16 protein-coding genes and 1 pseudogene are annotated in these 15304 nt (G+C 60.8%); 8 read left to right on the forward strand and 9 right to left on the reverse strand.

The genetic code is table 11. From position 1 onward, the window contains the following. Window positions 1-7: 7 nt before the first annotated feature. On the reverse strand, window positions 8-1177 hold the full coding sequence (locus D8U61_RS21280) for a mandelate racemase/muconate lactonizing enzyme family protein (RefSeq protein ID WP_125926097.1): 1170 nt from the start codon (window positions 1175-1177) through the stop codon (window positions 8-10). 98 nt (window positions 1178-1275) lie between these two features. Between D8U61_RS21280 and D8U61_RS21285 the strand changes: the two genes are divergently transcribed. Beyond that, a complete protein-coding gene (locus D8U61_RS21285; protein ID WP_041480547.1) occupies window positions 1276-2151 on the forward strand; it encodes a LysR family transcriptional regulator in 876 nt (291 codons plus the stop codon). Between the two features lie 26 nt (window positions 2152-2177). On the opposite strand, the gene D8U61_RS21290 is transcribed toward D8U61_RS21285, so the two are convergent. Next, entirely contained in the window at window positions 2178-3587 is a 1410-nt protein-coding gene (locus D8U61_RS21290) for a DUF1254 domain-containing protein (RefSeq protein WP_125926096.1), read from the reverse strand. Between the two features lie 335 nt (window positions 3588-3922). On the opposite strand from D8U61_RS21290, the pseudogene D8U61_RS28120 reads away from it, so the two are divergent. Beyond that, window positions 3923-4078 (forward strand): annotated as a pseudogene (locus D8U61_RS28120) (GlxA family transcriptional regulator); the annotation flags it as partial. Window positions 4079-4411: 333 nt separating this feature from the next. Here the strand turns inward: D8U61_RS28120 and D8U61_RS21305 are convergent. Next, window positions 4412-5380 (reverse strand): oxidoreductase, encoded by a 969-nt coding sequence (locus D8U61_RS21305; RefSeq protein WP_130927620.1) that lies wholly within the window; start codon window positions 5378-5380, stop codon window positions 4412-4414. A gap of 87 nt (window positions 5381-5467) precedes the next feature. On the opposite strand from D8U61_RS21305, the gene D8U61_RS21310 reads away from it, so the two are divergent. After that, window positions 5468-6388, forward strand: a complete 921-nt coding sequence (locus D8U61_RS21310) for an AraC family transcriptional regulator (RefSeq protein ID WP_241663644.1) — start codon at window positions 5468-5470, stop codon at window positions 6386-6388. 51 nt (window positions 6389-6439) lie between these two features. Continuing rightward, complete coding sequence (locus D8U61_RS21315) at window positions 6440-6892, forward strand: thiol-disulfide oxidoreductase DCC family protein (RefSeq protein WP_125926094.1); 453 nt, start codon at window positions 6440-6442, stop codon at window positions 6890-6892. Here D8U61_RS21315 and D8U61_RS21320 read toward each other — a convergent pair. Beyond that, window positions 6875-7372 carry a DUF2269 domain-containing protein gene (locus D8U61_RS21320; protein WP_125926184.1) on the reverse strand — a complete coding sequence of 166 codons (498 nt, stop codon included), beginning with the start codon at window positions 7370-7372 and terminating at the stop codon, window positions 6875-6877. The genes D8U61_RS21315 and D8U61_RS21320 overlap by 18 nt on opposite strands. Window position 7373: 1 nt before the next feature. Continuing rightward, window positions 7374-8501: a saccharopine dehydrogenase NADP-binding domain-containing protein gene (locus D8U61_RS21325; RefSeq protein ID WP_125926093.1), complete on the reverse strand. Its 1128-nt coding sequence runs from the start codon at window positions 8499-8501 to the stop codon at window positions 7374-7376. 171 nt (window positions 8502-8672) lie between these two features. Here D8U61_RS21325 and D8U61_RS21330 point away from each other — a divergent pair, with 171 nt between their 5' ends. Both D8U61_RS21330 and D8U61_RS21335 read left to right on the forward strand, forming a co-directional pair. Beyond that, entirely contained in the window at window positions 8673-8888 is a 216-nt protein-coding gene (locus D8U61_RS21330; protein WP_016774306.1) for a PLD nuclease N-terminal domain-containing protein, read from the forward strand. A gap of 255 nt (window positions 8889-9143) precedes the next feature. Continuing rightward, entirely contained in the window at window positions 9144-9620 is a 477-nt protein-coding gene (locus tag D8U61_RS21335) for a hemerythrin domain-containing protein (RefSeq protein ID WP_024012575.1), read from the forward strand. 238 nt (window positions 9621-9858) lie between these two features. Here the strand turns inward: D8U61_RS21335 and D8U61_RS21340 are convergent, their stop codons facing one another. From D8U61_RS21340 to D8U61_RS21350, 3 genes are all read right to left on the reverse strand, one after another. Continuing rightward, a complete protein-coding gene (locus tag D8U61_RS21340) occupies window positions 9859-10785 on the reverse strand; it encodes a LysR family transcriptional regulator (RefSeq protein WP_130927621.1) in 927 nt (308 codons plus the stop codon). After that, a complete protein-coding gene (locus tag D8U61_RS21345; protein ID WP_130888062.1) occupies window positions 10782-11756 on the reverse strand; it encodes a quinone oxidoreductase in 975 nt (324 codons plus the stop codon). The genes D8U61_RS21340 and D8U61_RS21345 overlap by 4 nt, the downstream gene beginning before the upstream one ends. Window positions 11757-11909: 153 nt before the next feature. Then, complete coding sequence (locus tag D8U61_RS21350; protein WP_130888063.1) at window positions 11910-12407, reverse strand: anti-virulence regulator CigR family protein; 498 nt, start codon at window positions 12405-12407, stop codon at window positions 11910-11912. Between the two features lie 128 nt (window positions 12408-12535). On the opposite strand from D8U61_RS21350, the gene D8U61_RS21355 reads away from it, so the two are divergent. Further along, a complete protein-coding gene (locus tag D8U61_RS21355; RefSeq protein ID WP_130888064.1) occupies window positions 12536-12694 on the forward strand; it encodes a DUF2986 domain-containing protein in 159 nt (52 codons plus the stop codon). Between the two features lies 1 nt (window position 12695). On the opposite strand, the gene D8U61_RS21360 is transcribed toward D8U61_RS21355, so the two are convergent. Further along, the gene (locus D8U61_RS21360) at window positions 12696-13907 is read right to left on the reverse strand and encodes an MFS transporter (protein ID WP_130927622.1); all 1212 of its coding nucleotides are present in this window, start codon (window positions 13905-13907) and stop codon (window positions 12696-12698) included. Between the two features lie 131 nt (window positions 13908-14038). Between D8U61_RS21360 and D8U61_RS21365 the strand changes: the two genes are divergently transcribed. After that, the gene (locus D8U61_RS21365) at window positions 14039-14932 is read left to right on the forward strand and encodes a LysR family transcriptional regulator (protein WP_130903302.1); all 894 of its coding nucleotides are present in this window, start codon (window positions 14039-14041) and stop codon (window positions 14930-14932) included. The last annotated feature ends 372 nt before the right edge of the window (window positions 14933-15304 follow it).

Genomic DNA, 15304 nt, shown 5'->3' on the forward strand with positions numbered 1-15304 from the left:
AACAGAATCAGCCCTCGCCCAGTTCGCGCATGACGGCATACAGCGCAGACTTGGCTTCGAAGCCGACGCCCGGGATATCCGGCAGCCCGACGTAGCCGCTCTCCACGCGGATGCCATCGGCAAAACCGCCGAATGGCTGGAACACGTCCGGGTACGATTCGTTGCCGCCCAAGTGCAGACCGGCGGCGATGTTCAACGACATCTGGTGACCACCATGCGGCACCACGCGGCGCGAAGACCAACCCAGCTCTTCCATCACTTTCAGGGTGCGCATGTACTCCACGAGCCCGTAGGACAACGCGCAGTCGAATTGCAGGTAGTCACGGTCCGGGCGCATGCCGCCGTGGCGCAACAGGTTGCGAGCGTCCTGGTGAGAGAACAGGTTTTCGCCGGTGGCCATCGGCAGTTCGTAGTGATTGGCCAGCTCGGCCTGGAGCGCATAATCCAGCGGGTCGCCGACTTCTTCGTACCAGAACAGGTTGTACTTCTTGATCGCTTCGGCGTACGCGATACCGGTCTGCAGATCGAAGCGGCCGTTGGCATCGACCGCCAGGCGCTGGCCGTCGCCCACCACTTCGAGCACCGCTTCGATGCGGCGGATATCTTCGTCCAGCGGCACTGCGCCGATCTTCATCTTGACCACGTCGTAGCCACGGTCCAGATAGCTCTGCATTTCGGCCTTGAGCTTGCTCTGGTCCTTGCCCGGGTAGTAATAACCACCCGCCGCATACACCCAGACTTTGTCATCGGCAACGCCGTTGCGATAACGGTCGGCAAGCAGGCGATACAGCGGCTTGCCTTCGATCTTCGCCACCGCATCCCACACCGCCATATCGATGGTGCCGACCGCTACTGAACGCTCGCCATGGCCGCCCGGTTTTTCGTTGGTCATCAGGGTTTTCCAGATGGCGAACGGATCGAGGTTATTGTTCTCGTGATCGATCAGGGTTTCCGGGTCGGCTTCAGTGATCCGCGCCAGAAAACGGTCGCGCATCAACGCGCCCTGGCCGTAGCGACCGTTGGAGTTGAAGCCGTAACCGATGACCGGTTTGCCGTCGCGAATCACGTCGGTAATGACCGCAACGACCGAGCAGGTCATCTTCGAAAAATCGATGTAGGCATTGGCGATCGGGGAAGCAATGGAGACGGTTTTTTCACGGATATCGACGATACGCATGACGGGTTCCTCTTGTTGTGGTGACCCAACGTTATGCTTTGCGACGACACCCGCCCAATGCTATTAATGCCGCGCCCTATGCACAGGAGGCATTGCCCTTGGAACTGGTTTGGCTTGAGGATTTTTCAGCACTGGCCGAGTACGGCAGCTTTGTCCGGGCCGCCGAAGCGCGCCATGTGACGCAGCCGGCGTTCAGTCGCCGAGTGCGCTCGCTGGAGAACTGGATGGGTGTGGAATTGTTCGTGCGCACCCCGCAAGGTGCGACGTTGACCGAGGCCGGCCGGCAGATTCTGCCCAGCGCCCAAGAAGCGGCCAGACGCCTTTACCGCATGCGCTCCGAGGCCCAGGAAGTGGCTGGCATGGCGGCGAAAACCTTGCAGTTCGCCGCCACTCATTCGCTGTCATTCACCTTCTTCCCACGCTGGTTGCGCAGCGCCGAAAGTGGCGCGCCGATCGATGCGGTTCGCCTGCATTCCGACAGCATGGCCGTGTGCGAACAGATGCTGATTCATGGCCAGGTGCAGTTCCTGCTATGCCATCGCCACCCCGACGTTCCGCCGTTACTGGCGCCGGATCAGTTCATTGGCAAGAAGGTTGGCGAGGACGTACTTGTGCCGCTGGCGAGTGCTTCAGCACAGTTCGGCACGTCGCCTGAAACCCTGCCCTATCTGGCCTACACCCACGAATCGGGCCTGGGCCGAATCGTCGCCCACAGGTTGCATGGCAAGGCTGATTATCTGCACTTGAAACCATTGTTCAGCAGCCACTTGGCCGCAGTGCTGATGTCGATGGCGCTGGAAAGCAAAGGCGTGGCCTGGCTGCCAAAAAGCCTGACCGAACAGGAAATGGCTGATGGGCGTCTGGTCAGGGCACTGGATGAAAGTTGGGATATTCCACTGGAAATACACCTGACTCGCCCGACGGCACCGATCAGCCCTTCGGCCGAGGAATTCTGGGCGAAGCTGGGCGGCTGACACCGCTAGCGATAACGGGCAGATGCTCAATACACCCGGTTCAACTGCGGTAGCTTCCATTTATCGGACAGCACATCTTCCCTGGGCTGATACAGGCGCAACAGCACATAAAAGCCGCCCTTGGGCGCCGGCAACCAGTTGGCTGCGTGCTCGCCTGTTGGCTTGTCATGCGAGATCGGAATGGTGATCGAGCCGTCTGCGGCGACCTTCAGGCCTTGGGTGTCGGTGCCGACCTTGTAGCGGTTGATCGGGTTGTCGACGAGCATTTTGTCGTTGGCGTCGTACATGGTGAGCGACCAGAAGGCGTCGACCGGCGGCGCTGAGGCCAGCTTGATTTCGTAGCGATGAGCCCCTGTGAGCGGCTGATTCTTGCTATCGGTGAAGCGGATCGGGTACATCGCTTCGCGTTCACCCTGGCCGCCGAGATAAGGCCCCGCCACCATCGCGCGCAATGGGTAGTTGTAGCCGAAGCTGTCGAGACCGGTCACCCAGTTCCAGCCGTTGCGGATCGACGAGGTGCTGGCCAGCGAGGCAATTGCCACATACGGCGCGACCTTCAAACCTTCTTCCAGGCCTTTGCGCGTGGCCGGATCGAGTTTTTCCGGCGAGAAGCCTTTGTCGGTCAGACCGATACGGGCGAACTGGGCGAACAACGCCGCGTCGGCCGGCTTCACCGGGTTATCCTTCAATGCCGCGGCCAGTTCCGTGAAGAAGCCCAGCGAATCGGCCGTCTGCGGTAATGCTGGCAGGGTCTGGGCGGCCGGTGCCTTGCCGCTCAGTGGCGCGACACTGAACTGCTTCTGCAACGCCAGAATCGGTGCAACGTCTTCGCCCTGCTTGACCTGCATGCGGCCCCATAACCAGATTTTTCCGGTCGAAACGTCAAGGCGCTTGGCATCCTTGGGCAACTCGCCTGTCCAGCCCGGCGGCACCAGCACAAACTTGCCGGCCTGGGTGCCCGTAGTGCGCCGCCCGACGTAGTGCTCCAGTTCCTGCCACATGTTGAACACATCGACCACGTAATAACGGTCCTGCGTATCAGGCACGCTGAGTACGTAGGGCTCGGTCAGGTCGAGCACGGCGCTCATGTAATAGGTGTCGTTGTTGGCGGTGGGCATGTCCTTGGCCGACGGTGAGGCCAAGGCTGTGGCCCAGCCGATCTGATTAAGACCGGCGCGATAACTGGTGGCGGGCTTGGGACTCGGAACGCTGGTGTACTCGCGCGCTACCCGTTCCATGCGCACCAGCGGATAACCCCAGTTGTAAGCCGAAATCGCCAGGCTATAGCCATCGGCGTGCATGCCTTTTTCGACAGCGTCGGGTGTTGCCGGCGTGCTCAGCAGCAAATCCGGTGCCGCGGCCTGCGCCGGCATCACTCCGCCCAGTGCAACACAGAGTGGCAGGGCACAAAACAGCAGCTTGCGAGGTGGGGTCATGATCAGAATCCTTTCACGGAGATCGACGTGCCGAAAACTGGCCGATTGACTGGAGGCGTGAAAGAACCGTAGGCACAGAGTCGGCAGCCGTCAAACTGATGCGCGGGAATATTCATGTGGGCGACAGCTGGATGGCCGGATCGAAAAGCCGCCCCGTTCAGAGGCGGCCGGGCCGGATCAAAACTCCAGCGAAGCGCCGTCCGACGGGATGTCCACCCGGCTCTCGATGCCGTGCTTTTGCAGATAGCTGCGCAGCTCAGCGCGGGTCAACGACATGTGGTTGATCGCGTCCATGTGCACGGCGACGATCTTCGCGTGTTTGCGTTGCTGGAGACACGAATTTGCCGGTTGAATGCATTGCCGGGGAAGCCGGGTTTGGCACGCCGCTGTCGTTGCGGCAGCAGTTTGCGGCGCACTTGGGGACGTCGCCTTCGGATTATCGAAAGATGTTTTGTCTTGGGGTGAAGCGCGAAGGCGGTGCACGGGCGTGACGAGCAATTTTTGGGGTCGACTTGATTCCGGCGGCGCGGCAGCCCCTCATCGGAACGCCGCCCGCCCAGACCTCTCCCGAGGGAGAGGGAGCCGATTCGGGTGCTGTTCTAGAACTGAGTTCGACTCGGTATTTCAGATCGACGTTTCTCTGCTAAACCACTCGGTCGGTCCCATCTCCCTCCGAGGAGAAGGAGAGAGCCGATTTGGGTGCTGTTCAAAACCTGAGTTCGACCCGGTATTGCAGGTCGGCGAATTTCTACTAAACACCTCGGTCAGTCCCCTCTCCCTCCGGGAGAGGGCTAGGGTGAGGGGCTTTTGGCCTTTGACTCGATTTATGCGACCGTGAGCCCCGTCCATAGCTCCGAAACCGCCCACAGTCGCTCAGCCAGCGCAGCATCCGCCGCCCATTTCGCAACACCCTTGCGGCCTGCTTCCGGTTCATTGATCGGCGCAACATTGCAGTCTTCGCAATACACGCCGCCCAAATCCGCAAGCAATGCACTGGTCGCGCACCACAACCCCGTCGCCGCGCCTTGCTCGACAGTTTTCAGTCCATTGTGCGCATCCAGCCGTGGCCGGCCCTGCTCATCCAGCGCGTCGAATGCGGCAAGCTCCGCTGTGCTGAGGTGCCGTGCCAGATCCGTCAGAATCTGCCCCGGATGCAATGAAAATGCGCGAACACCTTGGCTACGCCCACGCTGATCGAGTGCGATGGCAAACAAGGCGTTGGCGGTTTTCGACTGGCCATAGGCGACCCATTTGTCATACGGCCGTTGCAGGAAATCGATGTCATCAAAGTCGACTCCGGCAATCTGATGCCCGCGCGAGGACACCGACAGCACCCGCGCCTGGCCAGCCTTGACCAGCGCGGGCCAGAGGCCGCAGATCAGGCGGTAATGACCGAGATGGTTGGTCGCGAACTGGCTCTCATGGCCATCGGCATCGCGCAGCAACGGCGCGGCCATGATTCCGGCGCAGTTGATCAGCAAGGACACTGGCTGACCCGCGCTGACCACGCTGTGGCTGAACGCCGCCACCGACTCGGCCTGCATGAGGTCCATGGGCATCACGCGGACACCGTCCACTCCAGCCAATGCAGCCTCAGCTCGCGCGGTATCTCTGGCCGGCACGATAATTTGCGCCCCTGCCGCCGCGAGGCTTTTTACCGTCAGCAGACCGAGGCCGGAATAGCCGCCGGTGACCACAGCGAGCTGCCCGCGCAGATCGATGCCGGCCATGACTTCAGCCGCTGTGCTGGCGGCGTTGAACGGTGATTGCACAGGTTGTTGAAGCGTGGCCATGGGCGTAATCCTGAGTGAGCTATCGAAGGCCTTCATTCTTGGCTAAGCTCTCGGGACGAACCAGTCTGATAAATCCAGGTTTCTGTCGTGATCATCCAAAATCCTGCTGGCGACCCACTCTCTGCCGTATTGGCACTCTCGGAACTGCGCGCAGCCTGCTCGGTTCGCTTGCAAGCGGGCGGTGTCTGGGCGCTGCGTTTCCAACCCATCGAACTGAAATTCAACGTGGTGCGACGAGGCGAATGCTGGCTGCGCATGCAAGGCATGCCGGCGCGCCTGTTGCAGGCCGGCGACTGTTTTGTGGTGTCGCGCACGCCGTTCATTCTGGCCAGCGGCGCCGACGTCGAGGCGGTGAATGCAGCGGAGGTTTTCGCCCATGACGAAGCCTCGGCAACGTTCGGTGTCGGCGAGGAAGTCGAGTTGCTGGGCGGCAGCGTGTCGCTGTCGGGACCCGGCGCAACCGAACTGCTCAACGTGCTGCCGACCTCGCTGATCATTCGTGCCGAAACCGCAGGCGCCTCGTCGTTCGGCTGGCTGCTGGATGAACTGGGGCGCGAGTGGCCGTCGCATCAGCCTGGCTCGCAGGCGATGTGCAACGACCTGCTGCGGCTGATCTTCATCCATGCGCTGCGCCATCACATCAACAGCGCGGATGCCGAACAACTGGCGTGGCTGGGTGGACTGCGGGAACCGGCGATTGCCGGCGTGTTGCGCGCCATTCACGCTGCTCCGCAGATGCCTTGGCGACTGACGCAAATGGCCGAGATTGCCTGCATGTCGCGATCGGGTTTCGCGGTGTTATTCAAAACTTGCATGGGTGTAGCGCCGGTCGAGTACGCCACGCGCTGGCGGATGCGCGTGGCCGCGTTCCGCTTGCGCAATGGCCGGGACAATGTGGCCACTGTCGCCGCGTCACTGGGCTATCTGTCCGACGCGGCGTTTGGCGCTGCCTTCCGCCGCGTGCACGGAATATCGCCGGGGCAATACCGGCGCGATTCACTCTTATAGTCCGGTGATCAAGGTTATGATCGCGACAACCGCCGCCAAGGACATCCGCCTATGCCTGCCATGAAAACCCGCCCCACCCCCGCGCCATTGCTCAAGCCAGGCGAAACCGTGGTGCTGTTCGACGGTGTGTGCAAACTGTGCAACGGCTGGGCGCGTTTTCTGATTCGGTATGACCGTCAGCGCCGCGTGCGGCTGGCGACCGTGCAATCGCCCGAGGGCCAGGCCTTGCTGGCGTGGGCCGGTTTGCCGCTGGACGAGTTCGACACCATGGCGGTGATCCGCGACCGCAATTATTGGGAACGCTCGGATGCGTTTCTCGAAGTGGTCGGGCAACTGCCAGGGCGCTGGCAGCCGCTGAAACTGCTGCGGATCTTCCCGCGTCGTCTGCGCGACTGGGCTTACGATCGCATCGCGCTGAATCGGTATCGGCTGTTCGGCAAGTACGACACTTGTCTGCTGCCGACTGCGGATCACGAAAGCCGTTTTCTAAAGGCCCACGGCTGACCCGATCAGTTGCAGCGGCGTCATCTTCGTCACCATCATCAGCACGATGACAAACATCCCGGCGAACCCGACGACGCCCATCCAGAACCACCAGCGGTACGTGCTCGCGTAGCGATCATCCAGAGGCAGGCTACCTTCGCCCGCGCTCAGCGCCATGCTCTGCAAACGCTTTTGCAACACCAGCACCGGCAGCCACAACGCGCCGACACAGAAGAAAATGATCAGCGAAGTCAGCAGCCATTCGGTGCTCATCGAAAGCCCCGAGAGCCGCATCAGCAGATAGCCGGTAATGACCTGCACAAACCCGGCCGGCGTGGTGATCCACGTATCAAAGCGCACCACCATTCGTGCGACATGGGCGATCACTTGCGGGTTGCCGCTGCGGCTGGCGGCGATCAGGTAGAGGTAGGAACCCATGCCGAAACCGAAGAGGAAAATCGCCGCGATTACATGCAGGTACTTCAGGCACAGATAGACCATCTCAACGCTGCCCATCGGAGAATTGAACCGACAGGCTCAAGTTGGCCGGATCGTTGATCGCCGCCAGATATTCATCGACGCTGATTTCGCCAACACACGGCCGCGCGCCAGGTTGCGGTGCATAACCCCGCGCCATTTTGGTTGCGAGGGCGACGGCGGCGCAGCTGGGGATTTCCGGGCCTTTGTCATTCAGTGCGGTGAGTTGCGCGGTCATGCTCAGCGGCTGGTCGTCAACTCCAATGCCTTGAACATCGATGTACATCGCGCTTTTGCCATCACCGAAGCGTTCGAACCACGTGCCCAGTCGATGCAGACGCGCCGCCCAGCGCACATGATCGCGCACCAGACCGAAGCGCAAGGCTTGCGCCAGCAAGGCGTTGGCGACACCGCCGAGCTTCAGGCCGGCGCCAGCCTTGAAGCGCAGCGTCTGTGCGCCATAGCGGCGAGCGAAAATATCCATGTCCGGCACATCGACATTGGCCAGCACCCGCTTGCCCAGTTGCGGCATGCTGCGCAGGGTCAGGTCGAGCCAGCCCAATACTTCGTGAACCTGGCCGTTTTTCAATTGTTTGATCGGTTTGCCTGCGTAGGCGAGCACGCCCTCGACTGTGGACAGCCCAGGCATCTTCGCCGAGGAAGAAATGCCATGCTCGATCGAGTCGATTCGCGCAAAACGTGAGCGCTGCTGATCGATGATCGCCGAAGACAAGGTCGGCACCGAACTGCAACCGCTGAGCACGGCCACACCAGCCTCCCTGGCGCGGGCGTCGAGCACATCAATGCCGTTGACGAAGGTGCGGCAGTCAGCCAGATCGCAGTAATTGACCCCGGCATCGATGCAGCTTTCAGCAACTGCGTAGGATTGCCCCTGAAACGGCCCGCCGGTGTGCACCACCAACTGAATATTCAACTCTCGCAACGCCGCTTGAAAACCTGCGCCCATCGCATCACCGCACCAGCCTTCGCAAGCTCGGCCCGACTGCGCTTGCAGCTCAGCGACCTGGCGTTGCAACTTGCGCGCATCGCGGCCCGACAGCAGCAGCTCAATCTCTGGCATCTGCGCCAGATGCCGACAAACGATACTGCCGAAATTGCCATAACCACCGACGACCATCACCCTGAATGCCATTGCCCTGTCCCTGTTCCAGCCTAAACGTGTGGCGCAGAGGATATAGGGCGCAGCGGCGACCAGACATTTATTTTGCAACCGGGTATCACCGCGTCCGCTCGTCCCAGGCAAAAAGAATGAACCCAACGCACCTCTCGCCGCCTAACGCACAGACCATCAGGAGTTAAGCCTATGCAAATCGAAACCGTGTGGATCGTATTGGCGGTCATTCTCGTGCTGATCGAGCTTTGGGCCATCAACCGGGTGCGCAAAAGCGAGGGGAAATCGAGCAATAAAGGCGTGTGGATCGTGCTGATCGTGTTCGTGCCGCTGTTCGGCCTGATCGCCTGGGCGTTGGCGGGGCCCAAGCATATCGGTCGCGGCTCGCCTTCCCAGGCCAGCCGCTAAGCAAGGACGCAGGCCCGTCTCAAGCATCACCCGCAGCCCGGCTTTTGCCGGGCTTGTTATATGCAATGCCCGCCACGCGGATTTCTTGCAGGCTGCACGAAAGCATTGTGCCTGCTTCGATGCCAGCCCTTGATTTAGACGGATTGCGCTCGATCAGCGAGTTGGCATGAGTCCTGCGATAGCCTCTTCCTGAATACACAGCAGCGCGAAAAAAAGAACGCTGTGTTCAATCCGTGAAAAGCAGAGGCCTCAAAAATGAATGCTATCGACCTTCTCAAAGCCGACCATGAAAAAGTCAAAGCCATCCTCAGCCAACTGAGTGAGTCCACCGACCGCGCGCTGAAAAAACGCGTCGAGTTGCTGGGCAAACTGGAAATGGAAATCACCATCCACACCCGCCTCGAAGAAGAGATTCTCTATCCTGCGTTCAAGGAAGCCGGCAGCAAGGAAGAAGACATCATGTATTACGAAGCCAAGGAAGAGCACCGCACCGTGGATTCGCTGGTACTGCCTGATCTGAAAGAAACCGATCCAGGCACCCCGGAATTTGCTGGTCGGGTCAAAGTGGTCAAGGAACTGCTGGAGCACCACATCGAAGAGGAAGAACAGGAAATGTTCCCGAAAGCGCAGAAGCTTCTGGGCAAGGCAAAACTCGAGGAATTGGGCGCACAGATGGAAGCCATGAAAGCCAGTCACAAAAAGGAAATGGCGGCCAACAAGATCGCCGCGTAAAGTGCTGAAGATACCGAGGCCCGGCAGCGATGCCGGGCTTTTTTGTGCGCCCAAATTGGCACTCGCTCTCACATTGGATATTTGGGCGTTCGGGAGTTTCTGAGCAAGCCACGAAACCTGTGGGAGCGAGCCTGCTGGCGAAGGCGTCAGGTCAACCAGATCATCCATGACTGACACTGCGCTTTCGCGAGCAGGCTCGCTCCCACGGGGTCAGTGTCGGTCTTGATGCAGGTTGTGCTCAAACCGCCCAAGGTGGCCCGGTCTCGAATTTCGCTTCGATCCACTCCTTGAACGCCACCACCGCCGCCGCTGGAAACCGCGACGACGATCTGACCAGATAAACGCCGCCCGCCGAATCCAGATGCCAGTCGGGCAGCACGCGAATCAGCCGCCCTGCCGCCAGATCGCGGCTCATCAGCCAGTCGCCGGCACCGAGTATGCCGGCGTCGGCGCGGGCGGCGGCGAGCAGGGATTCGCTGTCGCTGGCGGTCAGGTTGCCGTGTGGCGTAATGGTCTGCACTTCGTTGCCGCGATGCAGTCGCCACAGCGGGAACGACGCCAGCCCGCTGAAGCGCAGGCAATTGTGTTGCAGCAGATCCTGCGCGGTTTGCGGCATGCCGTGGGCCTCGATGTAGGCCGGCGATGCGCAGAGAATCCGACGATGGTCACTGAGCTTTTTTGCAATCAGGCGATTGTCCTCAAGCTCGCCGATGCGAATAGCCGCGTCGAAGCCCTGCTCGATGATGTCGACCAGGCCTTCGCTGTAATCGGCGACCAGCGAGACCTGCGGGTGAGCCTTGAGAAATTCCGGCAGCAGCGGCCCCAGCCATAACCGCCCCATCGCCGCCGGCAAGGCCAGGCGCAGGGTGCCGCGTACTTCGCTGGCAACCTGCACCGCTTGCTGCTGCGCTTCGTTCATCAACTCGACGGCCGCGCGCAGGCGCTGTTCGAGTTGCAGGCCAGCCTCGGTGATACGCACGTGTCGCGTCGAGCGCTCCACCAGCCGCACGCCGAGTCGCTTCTCCATCGCCGCAAGGCGCTTGGAAACGATGGTCGGATGGCGCTGCAACAAACGCCCCGCCGCGACAAACGAGCCTTGCGCGGCGACGGCCAGGAAAGCAGCGATTTCATCGCTGTGCGGGTTGCTCAGAACATCCAGATTCATGGTTTTAAAATGATCGCCCCTGATGATCGGCCCGATTCAAGATCGGCGTGCGCTTGTGCCGCGTCAGCCAATGAATAACGCGCGCGAATTTGCGGCGTGATGATACCGGCGGCAACAGCGGCCAGCACATCTTGCGCGCGCTCCTGATATTCAGCTGTCGTGGCGGTGTGCGCGGCCAGCGACGGACGGGTCAGGAACAGCGAGCCCTTGGCGTTCAGCGTGGCCATTTCCACCGCTGCCGGCGCGCCGGTCTGCGCGCCGAACGAGACCATCAATCCGCGTGGGCGCAAGCTGTCCAGCGAGGCCTGAAAAGACACCCGACCAATCGGGTCATACACCACATCGACCTTGCGCCCCTCGGTGATACGCACCACATCGGCGGCGAGAGTCTCGGCATCGAACACCAGTACTTCGTCACAACCGGACGCGCGAGCCTTGTCGACACTGGCCTGCTTCGACACCACACCGATCACCGTTGCGCCAAGGTGTTTGGCCCATGGCACCATGATTTCCCCCAGGCCTCCCGCGACGCCGTAAACGAGCATTGTCGTGCCCGGCCCGACCGGATAAGTCGCCTTCAGCAGATACTGCGCGGTGATGCCTTTGAACAACACCGCCGCCGCGTCTTCGAACGTCAACTCTTCGGGAATCTTCACCAGCCGCTCTGCCGGAAACAACCGCGCCGAGGCGTAACCGCCCAAGGGGCCAGTGGCGTAAGCGACCCGATCACCGACGCGCACATTGCTCACACCGGCACCGACCGCCGCCACTCGACCCGCGCCTTCCAGCCCCAGCCCCGACGGCAACGCCACTGGTACCGCACCTTTGCGCTGGCTGACATCGAGGTAATTGACGCCCACCGCCGCTTGCTCCAGCCAGACCTCGCCGGACCCGGGGGCCTGTTCGCTGACAGTGCGCAATTGCAGGACATCCGGTGCGCCCGTTGCGGTGAAGCGGATTGCGTTGGCCATGGTCATCTCCATTCATTCGTTAAGCGTTGAGCTCAGTCTGAAAGCGCAGCAATCAACGAACAACCCAGCCTGAATGCAGTTCATTGCTGCAAAGGCTGCAGCAATACACACATAAAAAAGGAGCGGCACATGCTGCCGCTCCTCTTTCAACAATCAATCGAACGCGCCGTTGAGCACCTCGTAGATCAGCCCGGTGGCCAGCGCAACGAGAATGAGGTCAGTGCCCGCCTGTCGCCATTCGTAGCCGTCATAACGAGGCAAATGGCCGAGCATGCGCCCGTCCAGCTTCTTGGCGATACCCGGGGGCAACGGTTTGCCCCGCGCCAGATTCTTTTGAATACCCGGCGGCAGCGGCGGCCCCGGATTCCAGTATTGGCCGCGATAACCATCGATGATGCCGAGAATATTGCCGCGATCGAAACTCGGGCCGCCACCATTGCCAGAGTGTTGCTGGCCCTTGTTGCCATTGCCTTGGCCGCCCCCGCCCTGTTTACCGTGATCCTGCATGTTTTGCGGTTTGCCCTTGCCGTTGCCCTGGCCGCCCTGACCACCCTGCCCCTTGCCATTGCCGGGGTCAGCCAGTGCCGTCGTGCTGCCGATTACCAGCGCGAGGCAAGACAACGCGGTAATCAATCTGCGAGCTTTTCTCATGTGCGATTCCTTCGGTTGGGGGATGCTCTAGAGTATGGGCGAATGTGCTCAGCTTAGTGGATTTCTTCTTGCTGACCACTCGGCCTTGCGTCAGGATTCCCACCCTCTCCACCCCTGATCGAAAAATCATGAATCGTCAAAAGAAGCTGCAGCAGTTGTTCAAGGAAAAGGCCAAAAAGGCCAATGCCAAACTGGCGCCGAAAAAGACCAAATACATCTGCAAGGCCGACCGCCTGAAGCTGGAAGCCGAAGCGGCGCAGGCCTCGGCCGAAAACACCGAGAGCTGATTCAGGCTGTCTGCCGCGACGTCAGCCAGGTCATCAGCGCCGCCAGCACCAGCAATGCCGCGCTGGCGAAAAACGTCAGCCGATAACCGCTGCCGTCGAACAGCAGACCACCGATGGTAGAACCCGAGGCAATCGACAACTGCACCACCGCCACCATCAGCCCACCGCCGGCTTCGGCATCGTCGGGCAGCGTGCGCGCCAGCCACGACCACCAGCCTACCGGCGCTGCCGTGGCGATCAGTCCCCACAAGCCCAGCAACACGAACACTGCTAGCACTGAACTGCCCAGCCCGATCAGCGCGACAGCAATCACCGCCATCAGCAGCGGAATGGCGATCACGACTCTGTACAGACCTGACTTCAGCACCGACCCGATGATCACAGTGCCGATAAACCCGGCCACACCAATGACCAGCAGGATGATCGACAGCATCGAAACGTCGACCCGGGTCACGGTCTCCAGAAACGGTCGCAGGTAGGTGAACAGAACAAACTGGCCCATGAAGAACAGACCTGCGCCGAGCATGCCGAACGCCACGCGGCGGCTTTTGAACAACGCAAAAACATTGGCTGCGCTGGCTTTGCGCGGCGCGGCCGGGAGTGCGGGCAAGCTGATCCACTGCCAAAGCAGCGCAATCAGCGCCACCGGTATCAGGCAGAAAAACGCCCCGCGCCAGCCAATCACGCTGCCCAGATAACTGCCCAGCGGCGCAGCCACGACGGTCGCCAAGGCATTGCCGCCGTTAAAAATTGCCAATGCCTTGGGCACGCTGGCGGACGGCACCAGACGCATGGCCAACGCCGCTGACATCGACCAGAAGCCGCCAATCACCACACCGATCAATGCGCGGCCAATCATGTACACCGTGTAATTGGGCGCCAGGCCGACCACCAGCCCGGACGCACACATCAGCGCGGTCAACAGCAGCAACAGGCGCTTGCGATCCATCGAGCCGGCGAGCCTGCTGATCGTCAGGCTGGTCAGCACCGCGAACGCGCCGGAGATGGCAATGCCATAGCCGGCCAGGCCTTCGCTGATGTGCAAGTCCGTGGCCATTGGCGTGAGCAGACTGACCGGCATGAACTCGGAAGCGATCAGCGCGAAGACGCACAGGGTCATAGCGAACACGCCGCTCCAGTACGCCGGTTGCTCGCCGTCAGTGGACGCTTCCATGGCCTGGGCTGTCGGGGTGTCGATTACTTGAGCCGTCATGCGAAAACCTGTCTTGAAGAAGAAATCATCGAGGCACTTCTGCCCCGTTACTCAGGCTGCAAAGCTTGACGGATCGGGCTTAACTTGATTAGTAGCGGTAATCTTCATGTGCTTTTGAGAAAAATTCAGCAATGAGCAACGCCAAAGTCAACGACCTGCAGGCCTTTCTGGCGGTGGCCCAAGAGCAAAGCTTCACCAAGGCTGCCGCCCGCCTCGGCGTCACGCCGTCTGCGCTGAGCCATACGGTGCGCGCGCTGGAGCAACGTCTGGGTATCCGCTTGCTCGCTCGTACGACGCGCAATGTCTCGCCGACCGAGGCTGGCGAACGCTTGATGCACTCAATTGCGCCGCTGTTCGAGCAGATCAGCGCCGAGCTCGAAGCCCTTGGTGAATTGCGCGACAAGCCCAGCGGCACGATCCGCGTTTCCTGCACGGACGATCAGATCGAATTGTGCATCCGGCCGATGCTTGCGCAGTTTTTGCAGGACTACCCGGACATCACCCTGGAGTTTTACGTCGATTACGGATTTACCAATGTGGTCAAGGAACGCTTCGATGCAGGGATCCGTCTCGGTGAATCGATCAGCAAAGACATGATCGCCGTGCGCATCGGCCCGGACTGGCGCCTGGCCGTGGTCGCCTCGCCCGAGTACTTCGCTCGTCACCCGGCACCCGCCACGCCGCATCAGTTGATGGAGCACACCTGCATCAACATCCGCCACCAACCGGCCGGCGCGATCTACGCCTGGGAGTTTGCGCACAAGGGTCAGGATTTCAGCGTGAAGGTCGATGGGCAACTGGTGTTCAACAGCATCATGCATGTGCTCAACGCCGCCGTGGACGGCATCGGCGTGGCCTACGTGCCCGAGCAATTGGTCGCGCCGTATCTGGCCGACGGGCGATTGGTGGAAGTGCTGGAAGAATGGTGCCCGACGTTTCAGGGCTATCACCTCTATTACCCCAACAGGCGCCAGAGCTCGGCAGCGTTTGCAGCGTTTGTCGAAGCGCTGAAATACAACCGCTGACATCACAAATCATCTGAGCAAAACGCCGATACCTGTGGGAGCGAGCCTGCTCGCGAAGGCGCCAGATCAGATACATCCACGTTGGATGACACACCGATTTCGCGAGCAAGCTCGCTCCCACAATGGTCCGGGGCAGATCTACAATCTTTGTCGCACCTCAAACCCCATGTGGGAGCGGGCTTGCCCGCGAAGGCGCCGGCACATTCAAAATCATCATCGCCTGTCATACCGCTTTCGCGAGCAGGCTCGCTCCCACAGTGATCCGGGGCAAATCTACGATCTTTGTCGCACCCCAAATCCCCTGTGGGAGCGGGCTTGCCCGCGAAGGCGTCGGCACATTCAACATCATCATCGCCTGTCACACCGCTTTCG

The organism is Pseudomonas sp. Sample_14, from assembly GCF_004307515.1.
Lineage (GTDB): Bacteria > Pseudomonadota > Gammaproteobacteria > Pseudomonadales > Pseudomonadaceae > Aquipseudomonas > Aquipseudomonas atacamensis.

Coding starts and splice junctions, on each gene's coding strand:
- D8U61_RS21280 (WP_125926097.1), bottom strand. CDS start 1,177: ATGCGTATCGTCGATATCCGTGAAAAAACCGTCTCCATTGCTTCCCCG.
- D8U61_RS21290 (WP_125926096.1), bottom strand. CDS start 3,587: ATGACCCCACCTCGCAAGCTGCTGTTTTGTGCCCTGCCACTCTGTGTT.
- D8U61_RS21305 (WP_130927620.1), bottom strand. CDS start 5,380: ATGGCCACGCTTCAACAACCTGTGCAATCACCGTTCAACGCCGCCAGC.
- D8U61_RS21315 (WP_125926094.1), top strand. CDS start 6,440: ATGCCTGCCATGAAAACCCGCCCCACCCCCGCGCCATTGCTCAAGCCA.
- D8U61_RS21320 (WP_125926184.1), bottom strand. CDS start 7,372: ATGGTCTATCTGTGCCTGAAGTACCTGCATGTAATCGCGGCGATTTTC.
- D8U61_RS21325 (WP_125926093.1), bottom strand. CDS start 8,501: ATGGCATTCAGGGTGATGGTCGTCGGTGGTTATGGCAATTTCGGCAGT.
- D8U61_RS21330 (WP_016774306.1), top strand. CDS start 8,673: ATGCAAATCGAAACCGTGTGGATCGTATTGGCGGTCATTCTCGTGCTG.
- D8U61_RS21335 (WP_024012575.1), top strand. CDS start 9,144: ATGAATGCTATCGACCTTCTCAAAGCCGACCATGAAAAAGTCAAAGCC.
- D8U61_RS21340 (WP_130927621.1), bottom strand. CDS start 10,785: ATGAATCTGGATGTTCTGAGCAACCCGCACAGCGATGAAATCGCTGCT.
- D8U61_RS21345 (WP_130888062.1), bottom strand. CDS start 11,756: ATGGCCAACGCAATCCGCTTCACCGCAACGGGCGCACCGGATGTCCTG.
- D8U61_RS21350 (WP_130888063.1), bottom strand. CDS start 12,407: ATGAGAAAAGCTCGCAGATTGATTACCGCGTTGTCTTGCCTCGCGCTG.
- D8U61_RS21355 (WP_130888064.1), top strand. CDS start 12,536: ATGAATCGTCAAAAGAAGCTGCAGCAGTTGTTCAAGGAAAAGGCCAAA.
- D8U61_RS21360 (WP_130927622.1), bottom strand. CDS start 13,907: ATGACGGCTCAAGTAATCGACACCCCGACAGCCCAGGCCATGGAAGCG.
- D8U61_RS21365 (WP_130903302.1), top strand. CDS start 14,039: ATGAGCAACGCCAAAGTCAACGACCTGCAGGCCTTTCTGGCGGTGGCC.